Annotated in this window: 15 protein-coding genes; 8 read left to right on the top strand and 7 right to left on the bottom strand. The window is 68.0% G+C overall.

The window, feature by feature from the left end; genetic code table 11:
* Nucleotides 1-167 precede the first annotated feature (167 nt).
* Nucleotides 168-1,190 (top strand): pteridine-dependent deoxygenase, encoded by a 1,023-nt coding sequence (locus ABE434_RS13335; protein WP_346479181.1) that lies wholly within the window; start codon nt 168-170, stop codon nt 1,188-1,190.
* Between the two features lie 656 nt (nt 1,191-1,846).
* Here ABE434_RS13335 and cydB read toward each other — a convergent pair.
* Together cydB and ABE434_RS13345 are read right to left on the bottom strand one after the other, a co-directional pair.
* Entirely contained in the window at nt 1,847-2,860 is a 1,014-nt protein-coding gene (gene cydB / locus ABE434_RS13340) for a cytochrome d ubiquinol oxidase subunit II (protein WP_176987818.1), read from the bottom strand.
* Nucleotide 2,861: 1 nt separating this feature from the next.
* A complete protein-coding gene (locus ABE434_RS13345) occupies nt 2,862-4,259 on the bottom strand; it encodes a cytochrome ubiquinol oxidase subunit I (protein WP_346479182.1) in 1,398 nt (465 codons plus the stop codon).
* 328 nt (nt 4,260-4,587) lie between these two features.
* Between ABE434_RS13345 and ABE434_RS13350 the strand changes: the two genes are divergently transcribed.
* Genes ABE434_RS13350 through hemF form a run of 5 tightly spaced genes read left to right on the top strand, consistent with a single transcriptional unit; the run spans nt 4,588 to nt 10,692 of the window.
* Nucleotides 4,588-6,954 carry a S9 family peptidase gene (locus ABE434_RS13350; protein ID WP_346479183.1) on the top strand — a complete coding sequence of 789 codons (2,367 nt, stop codon included), beginning with the start codon at nt 4,588-4,590 and terminating at the stop codon, nt 6,952-6,954.
* Nucleotides 6,955-6,982: 28 nt separating this feature from the next.
* The gene (locus ABE434_RS13355) at nt 6,983-7,402 is read left to right on the top strand and encodes an NUDIX domain-containing protein (RefSeq protein ID WP_346479215.1); all 420 of its coding nucleotides are present in this window, start codon (nt 6,983-6,985) and stop codon (nt 7,400-7,402) included.
* 30 nt (nt 7,403-7,432) lie between these two features.
* Nucleotides 7,433-8,032 carry a hypothetical protein gene (locus ABE434_RS13360; RefSeq protein ID WP_346479184.1) on the top strand — a complete coding sequence of 200 codons (600 nt, stop codon included), beginning with the start codon at nt 7,433-7,435 and terminating at the stop codon, nt 8,030-8,032.
* A 52-nt stretch (nt 8,033-8,084) separates the two neighbouring features.
* Nucleotides 8,085-9,743: a hypothetical protein gene (locus ABE434_RS13365; RefSeq protein WP_346479185.1), complete on the top strand. Its 1,659-nt coding sequence runs from the start codon at nt 8,085-8,087 to the stop codon at nt 9,741-9,743.
* 52 nt (nt 9,744-9,795) lie between these two features.
* Entirely contained in the window at nt 9,796-10,692 is an 897-nt protein-coding gene (gene hemF / locus ABE434_RS13370) for an oxygen-dependent coproporphyrinogen oxidase (RefSeq protein WP_179459709.1), read from the top strand.
* Here the strand turns inward: hemF and ABE434_RS13375 are convergent, their stop codons facing one another.
* Together ABE434_RS13375 and polA are read right to left on the bottom strand one after the other, a co-directional pair.
* Entirely contained in the window at nt 10,693-11,166 is a 474-nt protein-coding gene (locus ABE434_RS13375) for a YetF domain-containing protein (protein ID WP_176987812.1), read from the bottom strand.
* Between the two features lie 356 nt (nt 11,167-11,522).
* Nucleotides 11,523-14,294, bottom strand: a complete 2,772-nt coding sequence (gene polA, locus ABE434_RS13380) for a DNA polymerase I (protein WP_346479186.1) — start codon at nt 14,292-14,294, stop codon at nt 11,523-11,525.
* Nucleotides 14,295-14,391: 97 nt separating this feature from the next.
* Between polA and ABE434_RS13385 the strand changes: the two genes are divergently transcribed.
* Both ABE434_RS13385 and ABE434_RS13390 read left to right on the top strand, forming a co-directional pair.
* The gene (locus ABE434_RS13385) at nt 14,392-14,673 is read left to right on the top strand and encodes a DUF2782 domain-containing protein (protein WP_176987810.1); all 282 of its coding nucleotides are present in this window, start codon (nt 14,392-14,394) and stop codon (nt 14,671-14,673) included.
* A gap of 82 nt (nt 14,674-14,755) precedes the next feature.
* Nucleotides 14,756-14,995, top strand: a complete 240-nt coding sequence (locus ABE434_RS13390) for a hypothetical protein (RefSeq protein ID WP_176987809.1) — start codon at nt 14,756-14,758, stop codon at nt 14,993-14,995.
* Between the two features lie 131 nt (nt 14,996-15,126).
* On the opposite strand, the gene ABE434_RS13395 is transcribed toward ABE434_RS13390, so the two are convergent.
* From ABE434_RS13395 to ABE434_RS13405, 3 genes are all read right to left on the bottom strand, one after another.
* Nucleotides 15,127-15,573 (bottom strand): universal stress protein, encoded by a 447-nt coding sequence (locus tag ABE434_RS13395; RefSeq protein ID WP_121040915.1) that lies wholly within the window; start codon nt 15,571-15,573, stop codon nt 15,127-15,129.
* A 76-nt stretch (nt 15,574-15,649) separates the two neighbouring features.
* On the bottom strand, nt 15,650-16,219 hold the full coding sequence (locus ABE434_RS13400; RefSeq protein ID WP_176987807.1) for a sugar O-acetyltransferase: 570 nt from the start codon (nt 16,217-16,219) through the stop codon (nt 15,650-15,652).
* Between the two features lie 49 nt (nt 16,220-16,268).
* Nucleotides 16,269-16,526, bottom strand: coding sequence for a hypothetical protein (locus ABE434_RS13405; RefSeq protein ID WP_346479187.1), 258 nt, complete (start codon nt 16,524-16,526; stop codon nt 16,269-16,271).
* Between the last annotated feature and the right edge of the window lie 174 nt (nt 16,527-16,700).

Genomic DNA, 16,700 nt, shown 5'->3' on the forward strand with positions numbered 1-16,700 from the left:
TGGATGGGTACCAAGAGAAGGCACGAGCCATGGTGGCAACGCAGAACGGCCCCCCATGCCAGCCATTCCACGCCTGTCGTCGACATCGCCTGGCACCGGTGGCGGTGCCGAGAAAGGAGCGCACGCTATCATGACACTCTCGGCACTGGCAGCATTCACATTCTGAAATGAGCAACACGATCGACAACGCAACGGCCCCGGCAGTCGCCCCCCTTTCCTCCGGACCTGCGTTGTTCCATGTCGCCTACGTCCCGGCGGCGCAGCGTGACGCGGCCCTGGCCGACCCGCGCACCCTGGCGGTGTTCGGCTTCGGCCTGCACCCCGCTCCGCTGGCGGACCCGCGCTGGCTGCAGGTGCCGCTGGCCGAGCAGGGCCCGGCGCAGGTCGAGGTGTGGCGTGGTGAGACGCCCGCCGAGCACGGTGTCACCGACGGCGTGCGCTGGTCGCACAACGGCCAGCTGCTGTTCGGGGTGCTGGACATCGACGAGATCGACAGCGACATCGAGACCGCCGCGGCCGAGGCCTACGCGCGGATGAGCGCGTTCCTGTCGCGCTGCGGGTATCCGCATCTGTTGCGGACCTGGAACTATCTGGATGCGGTGACCGAGGGCGAGGGCGATCAGGAGCGCTACCGGCGTTTCTGCGTGGGCCGCGTGCGGGGCCTGCGTGAACTGGATGAAGCCGCGCTGCCGGCGGCGACGTGCATTGGCCGTTTCGATGGCGAGCGCCGCCTGCAGGTGTACTGGTTGTCGGCGCGCGAGCCGGGCCAGCCGTTGGAGAATCCGCGCCAGGTGAGCGCGTTCCGCTATCCACGCCAGTACGGGCCGCAGTCGCCGAGTTTTTCGCGGGCGCTGCTGCCGCCGTTGGCCACGGGCCTGCCGTTGCTGCAGTCGGGGACGGCGGCGATCGTGGGGCATGTGTCGCAGCACACGGGTGCGGTGGATGAGCAGTTGCGGGAGACGCTGACGAATCTGCAGAGTCTGGTGGATACGGCGCGCGGTCAGCGGCCGTCGCTGTCACCGGTGTTGGGTTCGAGGTCGGTGCTGAAGGTGTATGTGCGTCGTGCGGAGGATATGGCGGCGGTGGCGGCGCAGATGGCGGCACTGCCGACGGCGCCGCCGTTCGTGGTGTTGCACGCCGAGGTGTGTCGTGCGGAGCTGCTGGTGGAGATCGAGGGGCTGCACGGCTGAGTTCCCGACGGCTGCCCTTCCCTTCGCCGGCTGCAGGCCCTGTAGTGCCGACCGCTGGTCGGCTGCTCTTTTCGCAGCCAACCACTCGTTGAGCAGCTGAAAGCCTTTAGAAGCCAAAAGCCTTGATTTGCCGGTCGTGCCTGGCCTGGGTCGGCGTGGGTGGGGTATCGGGACCCGCTGCAAGTCCCGCTCCGCGGCCCGGCCCAGCCGCTGACGGCTGTGCGTTCAGTCGCATGCGAGGCAGTGCCTCGCGAGCAATGCGCCTTCACCCATGTAAGCTCATTGCCATCCATGGCAACACATGGTCCCGCCACCCCACCCACACCGCCCCTTCCACAGTTGGCTGGTGCGCATGGTGAACATCAAATGCAGTGCCGGGTCGACGCTGTTTGTTTCTTCCCGATGCATCTGGCGATGCCACGCTCTGGCTCTGGTAGAGCCGACCGCTGGTCGGCTGCCTTTGACCCTTCTTTTGCGGCTGGCTTCTTCCGACCGACGACGCAAACTCTGCAGGGCGAGGGCGGTCAGACCCTGCCGGGACCGTTGGAGCGGCATGGATGCCGCTCACGAGCCCCCATGGATGGGTTTACGGCGCGTCCGGGCAGGGTCTGACCGCCCTCGCCCACACGGAACCGGGAAGAGTCACCGCGCTTTCCTCAGTGATACCCCACATCCGCCCGCACCTTGCCGCGGAATACCCGGTATGACCACGCCGTGTAGCCCAGGATCACCGGCAGCAGGATCACCAGCCCGACCAGGCTGAAACTCAACGACGATGCCGGCGCGGCCGCCTGCCACAAGGTCATGCTCGGCGGCAGCAGGTAGGGCCACATGCCCAGCACCAGGCCGATGAAGCCGAGCACGAACAGGGCCAGCGTCAACAGGAATGGCGGCAGGTCGCGCTTGGGGTGCATCGCGCTGCGCCACAGTGCGGTGGCCACCGCCAGGGTCAGCAACGGCACGGGAGAGAGCCACCAGAAATTGCCATCACTGAACCAGCGCGCCATCAGGCGCGAATCCAGGAACGGCAGCCAGGCGCTGACCAGCCCCATGAACACGATCACCGCCACCACCAGCGGGCGGGTCAAGGTGCGGGCGAAGGTCTGCTCGCGGCCTTCGGTCTTGAGGATCAGCCACGTGCTGCCCAGCAGCGCGTAACCGAACACCACCGCCGCGCCGGTCAGCATCGAGAACGGGCTGAACCAGCTGAACGCGCCGCCGACGTAACGGCCGTCCACCACCTGCAGGCCCTGCACCAGCGCGCCCAGGATCACGCCCTGCGCGAAGGCGGCCAGCAGCGACCCCAGGCCGAACGCCACGCTCCACAGTTTGCGCGAGCGGTGCGCCTTGAAGCGGAATTCGAACGCCACGCCGCGGAATACCAGCGCCACCACCAGCAGCAGGACCGGCAGGTACAGCGCCGACAGCAGCGCCGCGTAGGCCTTCGGGAAGGCCGCCATCAGGCCGGCCCCGCCCAGCACCAGCCAGGTTTCGTTGCCGTCCCAGATCGGGGCGGCGGTGTTCATCATGATGTCGAGCTGTTCTTCATCCTCGGCCATCGGCGCGAGGATGCCGATGCCGAGCACGAAGCCATCCAGCACCACGTACATCAGCACACCAAAACCGATCACCGCGAACCATGCCACGGGCAGCCAGGTCGTCATTTCCATCTCAGCGCTCCTCCAGCGGTTCATCGGCACCGGACAGCGGCCGCGCCGGGGTGTGGCTGCCGGCATCCAGTTTCGGCGCCGGATCGTGCGGCTTGGGACCCGTACGGATGATCTTCACCAGGTACCAGACGCCCCAGCCGAACACGAACGCATAGCCGACGATGTACACGCCGAGCGACAGCGCGGTCATCCACGCGCTCTGCGGACCCACCGCATCGGCGGTACGCAGCACGCCGTAGACCACCCACGGCTGCCGGCCCATCTCGGTCACGAACCACCCCGAGATCAGCGCGATGAAGCCACTGGGCAGCATCCAGTTCCAGCCGCGGATCAACCAGCGCGACTGCAGCAGTTTGCCGCGCCACCACTGGAACGCGGAGACCCAGGCCAGCAGCAGCATCAGCGTGCCCAGCCCGACCATCACCCGGAACGCGAAGAACACCGGTACCACCGGGGGCCGCTCACTGGCAGGCACCGAGGTCAGCGGATCGAAGCTGCCGTCCAGCGAATGGGTCAGGATCAGGCTGCCCAGGCGCGGGATCGCGATTTCGTAGTCATTGCGTTCGGCCTTTTCATTGGGCACCGCGAACACCACCAGCGGGACGCCCTTGCCCTCGCCTTCGGAGTGCCAGTGCGCTTCCATCGCCGCGATCTTCATCGGCTGGTGCTTGAGCGTGTTCAGGCCGTGCATGTCGCCGACGAAGATCTGCACCGGCACCGTCAGCGCAGCGAAGCCGACCGCCGCCAGCAGCATCTTGCGCCCGGCCTCGCGGTGCACGTCCTTGCGCAGGTACCACGCGCCCACACCGCCGATCACGAAGCACGTCGTGATGAACGAGCCCAAGGCCATGTGCGCCAGGCGATACGGGAAGGACGGGTTGAACACCACCTGCCACCAGTTCTGCGGGTGCACGATGCCGTCGATGATTTCGTAACCGGCCGGCGTCTGCAGCCAGCTGTTGGAGGACAGGATCCAGAACGTGGATACCAGCGTGCCCAGCGCGACCATGCAGGTGGAGAAGAAATGCAGGCGCGGCGAGACCTTGCCCCAGCCGAACATCATCACGCCCAGGAAGCTGGCCTCCAGGAAGAACGCGGTGAGCACTTCATAGGTCAGCAGCGGCCCGATCACCGTCCCGGCGACCTCGCTCAGCCGTGGCCAGTTGGTGCCGAACTGGAAGGCCATGACGATGCCGCTGACCACGCCCATGCCGAAGGACACGGCAAAGATCTTCTGCCAGAAGAAGTACAGCTCGCGCCAGACCGGATTGCCGGTACGCAGCCAGCGCGATTCGACAAACGCCAGCCAGCTGGCGGTACCGATCGTGAAGGCCGGGAACAGCACATGGAAACTGATGACGAACCCGAACTGGATCCGCGACAACAACAACGCGTCCACGTGACGCCTCCGCCTGGTTTCTGGAAATCCGCACCAGTCTGGGCCGGTATCCGTGAAAGGCACATGCGACCCGGTGACGCGCTGCTTCACTTTGTCGCAGGTGGGTCGGGCGCTGGGCCCCCATACCCTTTCCGGCGAATGTCCCCCGGCGTCGGCCTGCGGCCGCCCCCTCCTCCTTTATTTCGCCTCCAAGGGGATGGGGCCCAGCGCCCGACCCACCGTCCACCGCTTGCCGGCCGCAGGAGCGCCCGCCCATGACCTGTGGCCCCCTCCCCCGGTCCTTGCGGCTGCTACGCTTGCCGGGTTTTCTACTACGGTGCCGCCCGCAATGCCCAGAACGCTGCCTTTGTCCCTGCTGCTGCTCGCCGCTCTCGGCGGCGCTGCCCATGCGGCGCCGACGCCGATCACCATCGAGCAGGCGATGGCCGACCCGGACTGGATCGGTCCGCCGGTCGAGAGCGCGTGGTGGTCCTGGAACAGCCAGCAGGTCGAGTACCAGCTCAAGCGCAGCGGCAGCCCGGTGCGCGACACCTTCCGCCAGCCGGTGGCCGGTGGCGTGGCCGCCCAGGTCGGCGATGACCAGCGCGGCACCCTGGACGTGGACAGCCCGGTCTACGACAGCGCGCGCCAGCGCTCGGCCTTCGTGCGCAATGGTGATGTGTTCGTGCGCGACCTGCGCAGCGGCGCGCTGACCCAGCTGACCCGCAGCACGGAGAAGTCCGACGTGGTCAATTTCGCCCGCGACGGCGGCGTGATCTGGCGCACCGGCCAGGGGTGGTTCCACTGGACCGCCGCCGCCGGCGTGCAGCAGGTGGCCAGCCTGAAGGCCGAGAAGAACCCGGACGACGCCCCCAAGGCCGACACCCTGCGCGAGCAGCAGCTGCGCACCCTGGCCACGCTGCGCAACGATCGCGCCCAGCGCGAGGCGCTCAAGGCACAGGAAGCCAGCTGGCGCCGTGCCGACGGCACCCGTGCGCCGGGCCCGGTGTATCTGGGCGCCGACGTGGAGATCGTCGACAGCGTGCTCTCGCCCGATGCGCGCACCTTGATCGTGGTGACCAAGCCGAAGAGCTTCGATGAAGGCCGCGGCGGCAAGATGCCCAAATACGTGACCGAATCCGGTTACGAAGAGTTCGAAGACACCCGCACCCGCGTCGGCCGCAACGATCCGGAACCGAACGCGCTGTGGCTGGTCGATGCCGTCGCCGGCACGGTCAAGCCGCTGTCGCTGGACGGCCTGCCGGGCATCGCCACCGACCCGCTGGCCGCGCTGCGCAAGGCGGCCGGCAAGGATGCCCTGAAGGGCAACCGCCCGGTGGAAGTGCTCGGTGGCCCCGGTGCGCCCGGCATCCGCTGGAGCCCCGATGGCCAGCAGGCCGCGATCATGCTGCGTGCCAACGACAACAAGGACCGCTGGATCGCCAGCGTGACCCCGACCAGCGGCAAGCTGGAGACGCGTCATCGCCTGACCGACAGCGCCTGGATCAACTGGAGCTTCAACGATTTCGGCTGGTCCAACGACAACCGCACGCTGTGGCTGCTGTCCGAAGAATCCGGCTATTCGCACCTGTACACCCAGCAGGGCACGGCGAAGCCGCAGGCGCTGACCGGCGGCAAGTGGGAAACCTCGATGCCGGTCCCCAGCGCAGACGGCCGCGGGTTCTACGTCCTGTGCAACCAGCAGTCGCCGGGCGACTACGAAGTGTGCGCGGTGGACAGCGCCAGCAGGCAGGTGCGTGAGCTGACCTCGCTCAATGGCGTGGAAGACTTCTCGCTCTCCCCGGACGGCCAGCAGCTGCTGGTGCGTTACTCCGGCGCCTACCTGCCGACCCAGCTGGCCGTGGTGCCCACCGCCGGCGGCCAGGCCAAGGTGCTGACCGATACCCGTAGCGCTGAATTCAAGGCGCGCGAGTGGATCCAGCCCAAGCTGGTGCAGGTGCCGTCCAAGCACGGCGCCGGCGTGGTCTGGGCCAAGTACTACGGCCCGGAGACCTTCGCGCCGGGCAAGCAGTACCCGATCGCGATGTTCGTGCACGGCGCCGGTTACCTGCAGAACGTGCACCAGCGTTACCCCGCCTACTTCCGCGAGCAGATGTTCCACAACCTGCTGGTGCAGAAGGGCTACATCGTGCTGGACATGGATTACCGCGGCAGCGAAGGCTATGGCCGCGACTGGCGCACGGCGATCTACCGCAACATGGGCCATCCGGAACTGGAAGACTACAAGGACGGCCTGGACTGGCTGGTCCAGACCAAGCAGGGCGACCGCGACCACGCCGGCATCTACGGCGGCTCCTACGGCGGCTTCATGACCTTCATGGCGCTGTTCCGCTCGCCGGGCACGTTCAAGGCCGGTGCCGCGCTGCGTCCGGTGGTCGACTGGCACCAGTACAACCACGGCTACACCGCCAACATCCTCAACACCCCGGACATCGACCCGGAGGCGTACCGCACGTCGTCGCCGATCGAATACGCCGAAGGCCTGCAGGATCACCTGCTGATCGCGCACGGGATGATGGACGACAACGTGTTCTTCCAGGACTCGGTCAACCTCACCCAGAAACTGATCGAGCTGCACAAGGACAACTGGACGATTGCGCCGTACCCGCTGGAGCGCCACGGCTATGTGCGTGCCGATTCCTGGCTGGACCAGTACAAGCGCATCCTCAAGCTGTTCGAAGAGACCCTGAAGTAATCCAGCGATGACGTCGGTGCCCACTGACGTGCAGCACGCCGCGGCGACGATCGATATCGTCGCCGCGGTCGTTTTCGATGCCGGCGGCCGCGTGCTGGTGGTGCGCAAACAGGGCTCGGAGACCTTCATCCAGCCCGGCGGCAAGCCCGAGCCCGGTGAGGCGCCTTTGGTCGCCCTGGCGCGCGAGCTGCAGGAAGAACTCGGTGTCACCCTGGTGGCGGGAAGCGCCGTCGCATTGGGCCGCTTCGAGGCGTGGGCGGTGCATGAAGCCGGGCACCGTGTGCGCGCCAATGCGTACCGGGTGACGGTGACCGGTTTGCCCCGGGCGCAGGCGGAAATCGCCGAACTGGCCTGGGTGCCGCTGCGCCCGCCGCATGGCGTGCGCTTGGCACCACTGAGCGCAGACCATATCCTGCCCGCGGCCGCGAACGCGGTGGCTGCGACCTAGACGTCGTGGCCTGCCCAACCAGGACACCGGATGTCAGCGTCGTTTCCCCCGCAATTGCCTTCGTTCACACCACGCCCCAGCGGGGATGGCGCACCTGCGTTCCTCGCGCCCCTGCTCAAGTCCGTGCTGCTGGTCTGCCTGGCCTCGGCGGCGCTGTGGGCGGTGCTGGCGCTGATCTCCATTCCGTTGTCCGCTACCGACACCCTTCAGGCGATGCTGGCCGGCGAGGACCTGCACTGGCTGCCTGGCACGCTGCAGTGGCTGCTGGCGCATCCGGTCCTGGCCAACATGGTGCTGTGCGTGTCGAGCCTGGCCGGCGCCGTGTCGTGCTGGGGCATGCTGCGCCGCTGGCGCGGGGCGTGGGCGTCGTTCGTCGTGCTGCTCGCCGTGACCGCCGTACTCAACGGGGGGGTCGTGTGGGCCGTCGACGATGCGTTCCGGCATGTGCTGGCGCAGCTGCCGGCGCAGACCTACTCGCTGGAGATCCTGCAGCTGCGCAGAGACCTGCGGGTGCTGCGTGTGATCTGGACGGGATTGACCGGACTGACCGCTGTCGCGTTCGCGGTGCTCCATGTCTGGTTGATCGTGCGCCTGTGCGCGCCGGATGTGCGTGCACTGTTCCGCCGCTGAGATTCCCCCGCAGCGCCCGCGTGCGCTGCACCACCCCCGCAAGGATGACGCTGTGACTGTTTCGATTCCCCTCCTGCGCCGCCACGGCTGGCGCGCGACGCTGTTCACCCTGCTCACGGCGGTCAGCCTGCCCGCGGCCGCCCAGGCCATGGTCTGCGGCACCTTCCTGGCCGAGGACACCGGCACCACGCTGACGCTGGAGAGCGCCAACCAGGGCTATCGGCAGATCCCCGGGCAGGCACCCGAACCGTACCTGCTCAGCCGCCTCGGCAATGAGTTGAAGCTGGCCGACCTGGACAACGGCGGCGTCGGCGCGCTGACCGTGGAGGACGGTGGCCGCCGGCTCAGCGACCGCTTCAACGCGTACCGGTTGCAGAAGGCCGCCCCCTGTCGCCCCGCCACGGTGTTCCCCGCTGCGTCCTGCCGGGCCGAGATCGGCACCTGCCTGGACGACATGCTTTTCGCCAGCAACGACCGCCTCCGCCAGTGGTGCCGCGAGGATGTCCCGGCCGCCTGCAAGCGCCTGCTGTCCAACTTCCAGTCCGAGGCGCACGAGGCCGGGACGCTGGCCGCCACGCAGGATGACAGCCCGGATATGGCCGAGCCGGAGGTCTGCAAGCCCGACGCCGCCCAGTACGACCAGGCCGCCTGCCTGGAGGCCGCACGTGATGCCATGGGCCAGGCCTTTGCCAAGGCCCTGGTCGGCGGGCTCGCGGCCGCCGCTGCCTCGCCGCTGCCGGCCGCGCAGCTCGATGAGATCACCACGATCTGCCAGGCACAGACCGGCGGCACGTTCTGCGCCAAGGCCGCGGAAGCCCTGTGGGAGGCCGGCCGCCTGGTCCCCGCCCGCGATGCGCTGCAGCGGGCCTGCAGCCGCGGCAAAGACCCGCGCGCCTGTGAGCGGGCGGCGCCGCTGGCCAAGCTGGATGCCAACGCACTGACGCCACTGGCGGCCACCGCACTGCCCTGCGGCAGCTACCTGGCCAGCCAGGGCCTGATGGACCATCTGCCGTTCGGCGATGGCGGCATGATCGACAGCGGCTTCGGCGGCAAGCTGCGCGCGCGCCTGGTCGACGGCGACATCCGCGTGCGCCACGACCAGGGCGACGACTTCGTGTTCAAGCGCCTGGCCAACGGCAACCTGATCGGCATGGACAGCTGGAACCGCTTCAGCTACTACGAACGCACCGGCGAGGCGCAGCAGTGCAGCGCGCCGGTGGTGTTCGTCGAAACCCCGCTTCCGCAGGACTGCCCGACGCTGACCCGTGAGGGCGGCGCCCAGGCCTGCTGCGCGGCCGGCAAGCTGCAGGGCTGCAATGCCGCCGGCCACCAGCTGGCCCTGCGCAACCGCTGGGCCGAGGCGGCGCCGTTCTATCTGAAGCTGTGCACGGCCGGCGTGCGCGAAGGCTGCGAGAACCTGGCCAGCGTCTATGAACACACCGGTGACGAGGCGCTGCCCGAGCAGATGGCCGCCCTCTGCGCGAAGGATGGCAAAGGCACGCACGTCGCCTGCGATGTGCACGCGACCCGCAACTGGGGCCTGATGCAGGTGAGCGCCGGGCTGGAGCAGATCGCCGAGCGCATGGCGGCCGAAGCGGATGCGGATGCAGATGCGGACGCCGATGCGGACGCCGATGCTGAGGACACGCCGGCCGCAACGCCCGCCCCGACGAAAAACAGCAAGAGCACCAACCGCAAAGGCGGCCGCTGAGCTCGCACGGGCACACGCAGGCCGTGCACCGGCCTGCGGTAAAGTAGCGCCCATGAACGACTTCGACCGCGTCCGCGCGTATCTGACCGACCTGCAGGACCGCATCTGTGCGGCGATCGAAACCGCCGACGGCCAGGCCCGCTTTGCCGAAGATGTCTGGCAACGCGCGGAGGGCGGCGGTGGCCGCACCCGCATCCTGCGCGATGGCGCGGTGTTCGAGCAGGCCGGGATCGGGTTCTCCGATGTGGCCGGCACGCGCCTGCCGCCATCGGCCTCGGCCAACCGCCCCGAGCTGGCCGGTGCCTCATGGCGCGCCACCGGCGTATCGCTGGTGTTCCATCCGGCCAATCCGTACCTGCCGACCACGCATGCCAACGTGCGCTACTTCCGCGCCGAGCGCGATGGCGTGGCGGTCGCGTCGTGGTTCGGCGGCGGCTTCGATCTCACCCCGTTCTATCCGATCGACGAGGACGTGCGGCATTGGCACCAGGTCGCGCACGATCTGTGCGCGCCGTTCGGCGAGGAGCGCTATGCCGCGCACAAGCGCTGGTGCGATGAGTATTTCTTCCTGCGCCATCGCAACGAGACGCGCGGCGTGGGCGGCCTGTTCTTCGACGACCTGCACGGCGATTTCGAGCGCGATTTCGCCTACCTGCGCGCGGTCGGCGATGGCTTCCTGGAGGCCTATCTGCCGCTGGTCGAGCGTCGCAAGGACACCCCGTATGGCGAGCGCGAGCGCGAGTTCCAGCTGTACCGTCGCGGCCGCTACGTCGAATTCAACCTGGTCTACGACCGCGGCACGCTGTTCGGGCTGCAGAGCGGCGGGCGCAGCGAGAGCATCCTGATGAGCCTGCCGCCACGCGTGCGCTGGGAGTATGGCTTCCAGCCGGAGGCCGGCAGCGATGAGGCGCGTTTGGCGGATTACCTGGTACCGCGCGACTGGGTCTGATTATTTCTTCGGCACGATCGTGATGTGCCCGTTGATCTCCAGCACCGCCAGGGCGACGTCGTCGATCGACAGGCAACCCTGCTGGCGCATCGCGGCGTCCAGATCAGCCGGGGTGACCAGTTCGCGCTTGAGCACCGAATCGAGCACCTTGCCGTCGCGGGCGATCAGGATCGGCTCGCCTTCGACCAAGGTCTCCACGCGTCGGCTGCGCGTGCTCAGCCAGCCCACGCCGTAGTTGATCGAGATCAGGGTCGCCGCCAGCAGCAGGCCGCCGCCCAGGGAGGTGTCTTCGCCGAGCAGCGCGTTCTGCACCGCGTTGCCGAGCAGCACGATCAGCAGCACGTCGAAGGGCGTGATCTGGCCCAGCGCGCGTTTACCGGACAGCCGGACCATGCCCAGCACCACCGCGTACACCACCACCGCGCGCAGGATAAATTCCCACCACGGCATGGCCAATGCAAACAGGTCGCTCATTGCCTCTCCCCGACTGGTCCGGGCAGCATGGGCCGGCACCCGGTGCGAGGCAATGGCCGGCGTCGCGGGCGGCCATGTTCCGACGCCACAAATAAAAAGCCCCGCCAACCAGGGGGAGGTTAGCGGGGCCGGGGAACGGGCGCTTGGGGAGGAGCCCCCGTTCCGAGATCTGCTCCAGGGGATGGGAGAGATCCACAACAGGCATTGCGCCTGTCGAGGTCTATAAAAGCACTCCGAACATTGATAGTTCGTGAAGGGGCCCAATTAATCCGGGCCTCTCCCCATAAACATTCATCCAACAGTCAGATTATCGCGGGGCACTGAACCAATTCAGCCTTTTGACTGTGATTCAGGCCTCAATGCGCCTCGTCCCAGTTATCGCCCACGCCCGCATCCACCACCAGCGGAACACGCAGTTCGGCGGCGGAGGACATCAATTCAACGACTTTCAAACGCAAGGTGTCGAGGAAACCGCTTTCGGTTTCAAAGACCAGTTCATCGTGCACCTGCAGAATCATCTTGGCCTGATCACCGTGGTCCTGCAGCCAGCTGTCCACGTTCACCATGGCGCGCTTGATGATGTCCGCGGCGGTGCCCTGCATCGGGGCGTTGATCGCGGCCCGTTCAGCACCGGCCCGCAGGCCCTGGTTGCGGGCGTTGATGTCGTTCAGGTACAGGCGGCGGCCGAACAGCGTTTCGACATAGCCCTGCTCGCGGGCCTGCTGGCGCATGCGCTCCATGAAATCGCGCACGCCCGGGTAGCGGCTGAAGTACAGGGCCACGTAGTCCTGGGCCTGGCCGCGGTCGATGCCCAGGTTGCGGGCCAGCCCGAACGCGCTCATGCCGTACATCAGGCCGAAGTTGATCGCCTTGGCGGCGCGGCGCTCGTTGGGGGTCACCTCGTCCAGGGGCCGGCTGAAGACTTCCGCGGCGGTCGCCCGGTGCACGTCCACGCCCTGCTCGAAGGCCCGCACCAGGCCCGGGTCCTCGGAGAGGTGGGCCATGATCCGCAGCTCGATCTGCGAGTAATCGCAGGCCAGGATCTTGCGCCCCGGCGGGGCCACGAAAGCGCGGCGGATGCGGCGGCCGTCCTCGGTGCGGATCGGGATGTTCTGCAGGTTCGGATCGGAGGACGACAACCGGCCGGTGGCGGCACCGGACTGGTGGTAGCTGGTGTGTACCCGCCCGGTGTCCTGGTTGATCATCTCCGGCAGCTTGTCAGTGTAGGTGCTGCGCAGCTTGGCCAGCCCGCGGTACTCCAGGATCACGCGGGGCAGTTCGTGCTGCTCGGCGATCGCCTCCAGCGCCTCTTCATTGGTGCTGGGCTGGCCCTTGGGGGTCTTCACCAGCGCCGGCAGCTGGAGCTCGTCGAACAGCACGGCCTGCAGCTGCTTGGGCGAATCCAGGTTGAAGGTGCGCCCGGCCAGCTCGGTGGCCTTCTGCTGGGCGGCCAGCATGCGCGAGCCCAGGTCCTGGCTCTGCCGGCGCAGCTCGGCCATGTCGATATGCACGCCATTGGCTTCGATCCGCGCCAGCACCGGCACCAGCGGCATCTCGATGTCGCGGTAGACGCCATCCAGCGACGGCGTAGCCTGCAGCTGGGGCTGCAGCGCGTGGTGCAGGCGCAGGGTCACGTCGGCATCTTCGGCGGCGTAGCGGCAGGCTTCGTCCAGGCCGACCTGCGAGAACGAGATCTGCTTGGCGCCCTTGCCGGCCACTTCCTCGAACTTGATCGTGGTGTAGCCCAGGTAGCGCATCGCCAGCGAGTCCATGTCATGGCGCGTGGCGGTGGAATTGAGCACGAAGCTCTCGAGCATGGTGTCGTCGTGATACCCCTGCAGGTTCACGCCGTGGCGGCGCAGCACGTGCAGGTCGTACTTGCCATGCTGGCCAAGTTTCTTCTTGGCGGGGTCTTCCAGGGCAGGACGCAGCGCCTCGAGCACCTGCTCGCGCGGCAGTTGCGCCGGCGCGCCGGGGTAATCGTGGCCGACCGGGATGTAGGCGGCCCGGCCCGGTTCGACGGCCAGGCTGATGCCGACCAGGTTGGCGCGCATGGCGTCCAGCGCGTCGGTCTCGGTATCGAACGAGATCAGCTCGGCATCGGCCAGGCGCTGCACCCAGGCCTCCAGCTGCCCGGTGGTCAGCACCATCTCGTACTCGCCGGGGGCCGAGAGTGCGGGATCGACCGGCACCACCGCGTCATCCGGCGTGGCACGAGCGTAGCCGGCTGCGGTGCCGCGCAGGCTGACCGGGGCATCGCTGGCAGCGGCCGGAGCCGGCACGGGGCCGCCCAGCTCCTTGAGGGCCTGGGTGAAGCCATAGCGCAGGTACAGTTCGCTCAGCGACGGCACGTCCGGCTCGCGCAGCGGCAACGTCTGCGCTGAGACCTCCAGCGGCACATCGGTACGGATCGTGACCAGCTCGCGGTTGAGCGGCAGGCGCTCCAGCGCCGCGCGCAGGTTCTCGCCGATCTTGCCCTTCATGGTCGGCGCCGCCGCCATCACCCCATCCAGGTGCTGGTACTCGGCCAGCCACTTGGCGGCGGTCTTGGGCCCGCACTTCTCCACGCCCGGCACGTTGTCCACCGCGTCGCCCATCAGCGCCAGCAGGTCGACGATCTGGTCGGCGCGCACGCCGAACTTCTCCATCACGGCCGCGTCCGAATCCATGCGGCTGCCGGTCATGGTGTTGACCAGCTCGATGCCCGGGCGGACCAGCTGGGCGAAATCCTTGTCGCCGGTGGAGATGGTCACCTGCAGGCCATCGCGGTGGCCCTGCAGGGCCAGCGTGCCGATCACATCATCGGCTTCCACGCCGGGGATGCGCAGGATGCTCAGGCCCAGCGCCTCGACGATGCGGCACATCGGCTCGATCTGCGGGCGCAGGTCGTCGGGCATCGGCGGGCGGTTGGCCTTGTAGTCGGCATACAGGTCGTCGCGGAAGGTCTTGCCGGGCGCATCGACCACGAAGGCGACGTACTCGGGGCGCTCCTTCAGGGTGGCGCGCAGCATGTTGACCACACCGAACAAGGCCCCGGTGGGTTCACCGTGTGCGTTGGTCAGCGGCGGAAGCGCGTGGAACGCGCGATACAGGTAACTGGACCCGTCAATCAGGACTAATCGGCTCATATGACGATTCTACGCGCCCGGCCCTGACCGTCGTCGGCACCGGGCTCACGATCCATCGGGCATAATCAGCCCTTCTTCGCCCAAGGACTCCCGGCCCATGAAGATTCTGTTGCTCGCAGGCCTGCTCGCGCTGGCCGGCTGTGCCACCGGTGGTGGCGGCAGGCCCCCGGTCGATGTCTCGGGTGCCGACGTGCTCAAGACCGTCCAGGACAATGGCGACACCATCGAGGAATACCGGGTCGGTGGCCAGCTGCGGATGGTCAAGGTGACTCCGTCGCGCGGCGCGCCGTTCTACATGTACGACCAGAACGGCGATGGCCGCATGGACAGCGACAAGGACGGCGTCTCGCCGGTCTACTGGAAGCTCTACAGCTGGTGAACCCCGCTGGTGTCCGCCCCGCCGCCCCGTGCCCGCACGCGGTGGCCGGGGCAGCAAGCCCGTCCCTGCACGTCTACGCTCGATGACCACACCCGAACGCCGCAACGTCCCGAATCCGGCTGAACTGCGCGCCGGCCTGACCGCGGAGCAGCGCCAGGCGGTGGAAACACTCGAACATTTCGGCTGGCAGCTGCGCTTCGTGCGCCGCCCCCTGTTCCGTGACCCGATCCCGGTGCTGTTCGACCGCAGCGGCGAGCGTTACGTGGTCTTGCAGCCGGATGGCACGCTGGATGAGTCGCAGACGTTGAAGCTGCGCGACTGACCGGACGCGCACGCTGCGCAACGGATGCGTAGTGCCGGCCGCTGGCCGGCTGCGCTTGCATCGGACTACCCGAGGAGCCGGCCAGCGGCCGGCACTACCCGGTGTCTCCGTTACCGGATACCGGTTCCCCGTTACCGGATGACCAGCACCGGCACCGTGCTGCGGGCCAGTACCTCGGCGGTCTGGCTGCCCAGCAGTACACGGGTGACGCCCCGGCGGCCATGCGAGGTCATCACGATCAGGTCGCTGCCGCGCTCGGTGGCGGTATCGATGATGCCGTCGGCGGCATAGCGGTCCAGCACGTGCACGGTGGCGGTACGCAGGCCCTGGGCTTCGGCGGCGGCCTTGGCCGGCTGCAGTACTTTCTGCGCGGTCTCTTCGCGGTCGGCCTTGTACTCGGGCGTGTTCATGTAGCCCACGCTCCAGCCCATGGCGTCGTACATGCCGACCGCCCACGGCTCGGAGACAGTCACGATATCGACCTCCGCATCGAGGTCCTTGGCCAGCTCCAGGCCCTTGGCCAGGCCTTTCTCGGCCAGCTCCGAACCATCGGTGGCAATCAGGATGCGCTTGTACATGGCAGAGCTCCTTGGGGATGGGCAATGGGGACACCACCATTGCACACCCGATGTGGACGCGACGCCTTGAGCTGGATCAATCGCCGTGCGGCCGTGCCGGCACCTCCCGCGCGGGGTTGCCGACCACGGTCGCGCCGGCCGCTACATCGCGGGTGACCACGCTGCCGGCGCCGACCACCGCATCGTCGCCGATGCTGACGCCGGGCAGTACGATCGCCCCGCCGCCGATCCAGACGTTGCGGCCGATCCGCACCGGCCTGGCCGACTCCAGGCCCTCGGCACGCGCCTGCGGATCGCGCGGGTGGTCGGCGGCGTAGAGCTGCACCGCGGGACCGATCTGGGTGCCATCGCCGATGCTGACCTCGGCTACGTCCAGGATCACGCAGTTGTAGTTGAGGAACACGCCCTGCCCCAGGCGGATGTTGTAGCCGTAGTCGCAATGGAACGGCGGCCGGATCACCGCGCCTTCGCCGACCGCACCGAGCTGCTCGCGCAGCAGCGCGCGGCGCGCGGCCGGGCTCTCGGCCAGTGCCGCGTTGTAGCGGACCATCCAGACCTTGGCCGCGGCCATGTCGGCCTGCAGCTCCGGGTCGCCCGGGCGATACGGCTTCCCGGACAGCATCTTTTCCTTTTCGCTCGGACCCATATGGCCTCCTTCGGACAGAGGCTGATGATGCCGGTTGGCCGTCCGCCTGTCAGCGCGCCTTGTAGCGCGTGCCCAGCAATGCGACCACCGCGAAGGCGATGCCACCCAGCCAGAACCACAGCGTCGCCCGGCCGATGTACACCACGCTGGGCGGCGGCTGGCAGCGCAGGCGCAGCAGATCGAAGTCGCCACCGCCGGCCAGGCAGGTCTGGGCGTGCTGGAACAGGGCCAGCACCGGCTCGGCCCAGCCTGCCGACCATGTCAGCAGGACCAGTGCAGCAAGCAGATACGGAATTCCCTTGTTCACGAGTGCGCTCCCAGCGGACAGGGGCAGACTCTGGGCGCCGGCCCGGGGAGCGACAAGCGGCACGCGACGAACTGCGTGAAATCCGGGATGAGTCGGGGGCGATCGGGGATGAAGCGAGGCGCCCTGGCCCACCGCAACGCGGATAGCGCAGGCATGCGCTGCCCGTGCTGCAGC

The sequence above is a fragment of the Stenotrophomonas sp. TWI1183 genome (assembly GCF_039673115.1).
In the GTDB taxonomy this organism is placed as follows: Bacteria; Pseudomonadota; Gammaproteobacteria; order Xanthomonadales; family Xanthomonadaceae; genus Stenotrophomonas; species Stenotrophomonas maltophilia_AA.

Bases quoted from the DNA above. Each gene is read 5' to 3' on its own strand.
- polA (WP_346479186.1), bottom strand. From the start codon at position 14,294: ATGAGCCGATTAGTCCTGATTGACGGGTCCAGTTACCTGTATCGCGCG.
- ABE434_RS13360 (WP_346479184.1), top strand. From the start codon at position 7,433: ATGTCAGCGTCGTTTCCCCCGCAATTGCCTTCGTTCACACCACGCCCC.
- ABE434_RS13390 (WP_176987809.1), top strand. From the start codon at position 14,756: ATGACCACACCCGAACGCCGCAACGTCCCGAATCCGGCTGAACTGCGC.
- ABE434_RS13350 (WP_346479183.1), top strand. From the start codon at position 4,588: ATGCCCAGAACGCTGCCTTTGTCCCTGCTGCTGCTCGCCGCTCTCGGC.
- ABE434_RS13395 (WP_121040915.1), bottom strand. From the start codon at position 15,573: ATGTACAAGCGCATCCTGATTGCCACCGATGGTTCGGAGCTGGCCGAG.
- ABE434_RS13400 (WP_176987807.1), bottom strand. From the start codon at position 16,219: ATGGGTCCGAGCGAAAAGGAAAAGATGCTGTCCGGGAAGCCGTATCGC.
- ABE434_RS13385 (WP_176987810.1), top strand. From the start codon at position 14,392: ATGAAGATTCTGTTGCTCGCAGGCCTGCTCGCGCTGGCCGGCTGTGCC.
- hemF (WP_179459709.1), top strand. From the start codon at position 9,796: ATGAACGACTTCGACCGCGTCCGCGCGTATCTGACCGACCTGCAGGAC.
- ABE434_RS13335 (WP_346479181.1), top strand. From the start codon at position 168: ATGAGCAACACGATCGACAACGCAACGGCCCCGGCAGTCGCCCCCCTT.
- cydB (WP_176987818.1), bottom strand. From the start codon at position 2,860: ATGGAAATGACGACCTGGCTGCCCGTGGCATGGTTCGCGGTGATCGGT.
- ABE434_RS13375 (WP_176987812.1), bottom strand. From the start codon at position 11,166: ATGAGCGACCTGTTTGCATTGGCCATGCCGTGGTGGGAATTTATCCTG.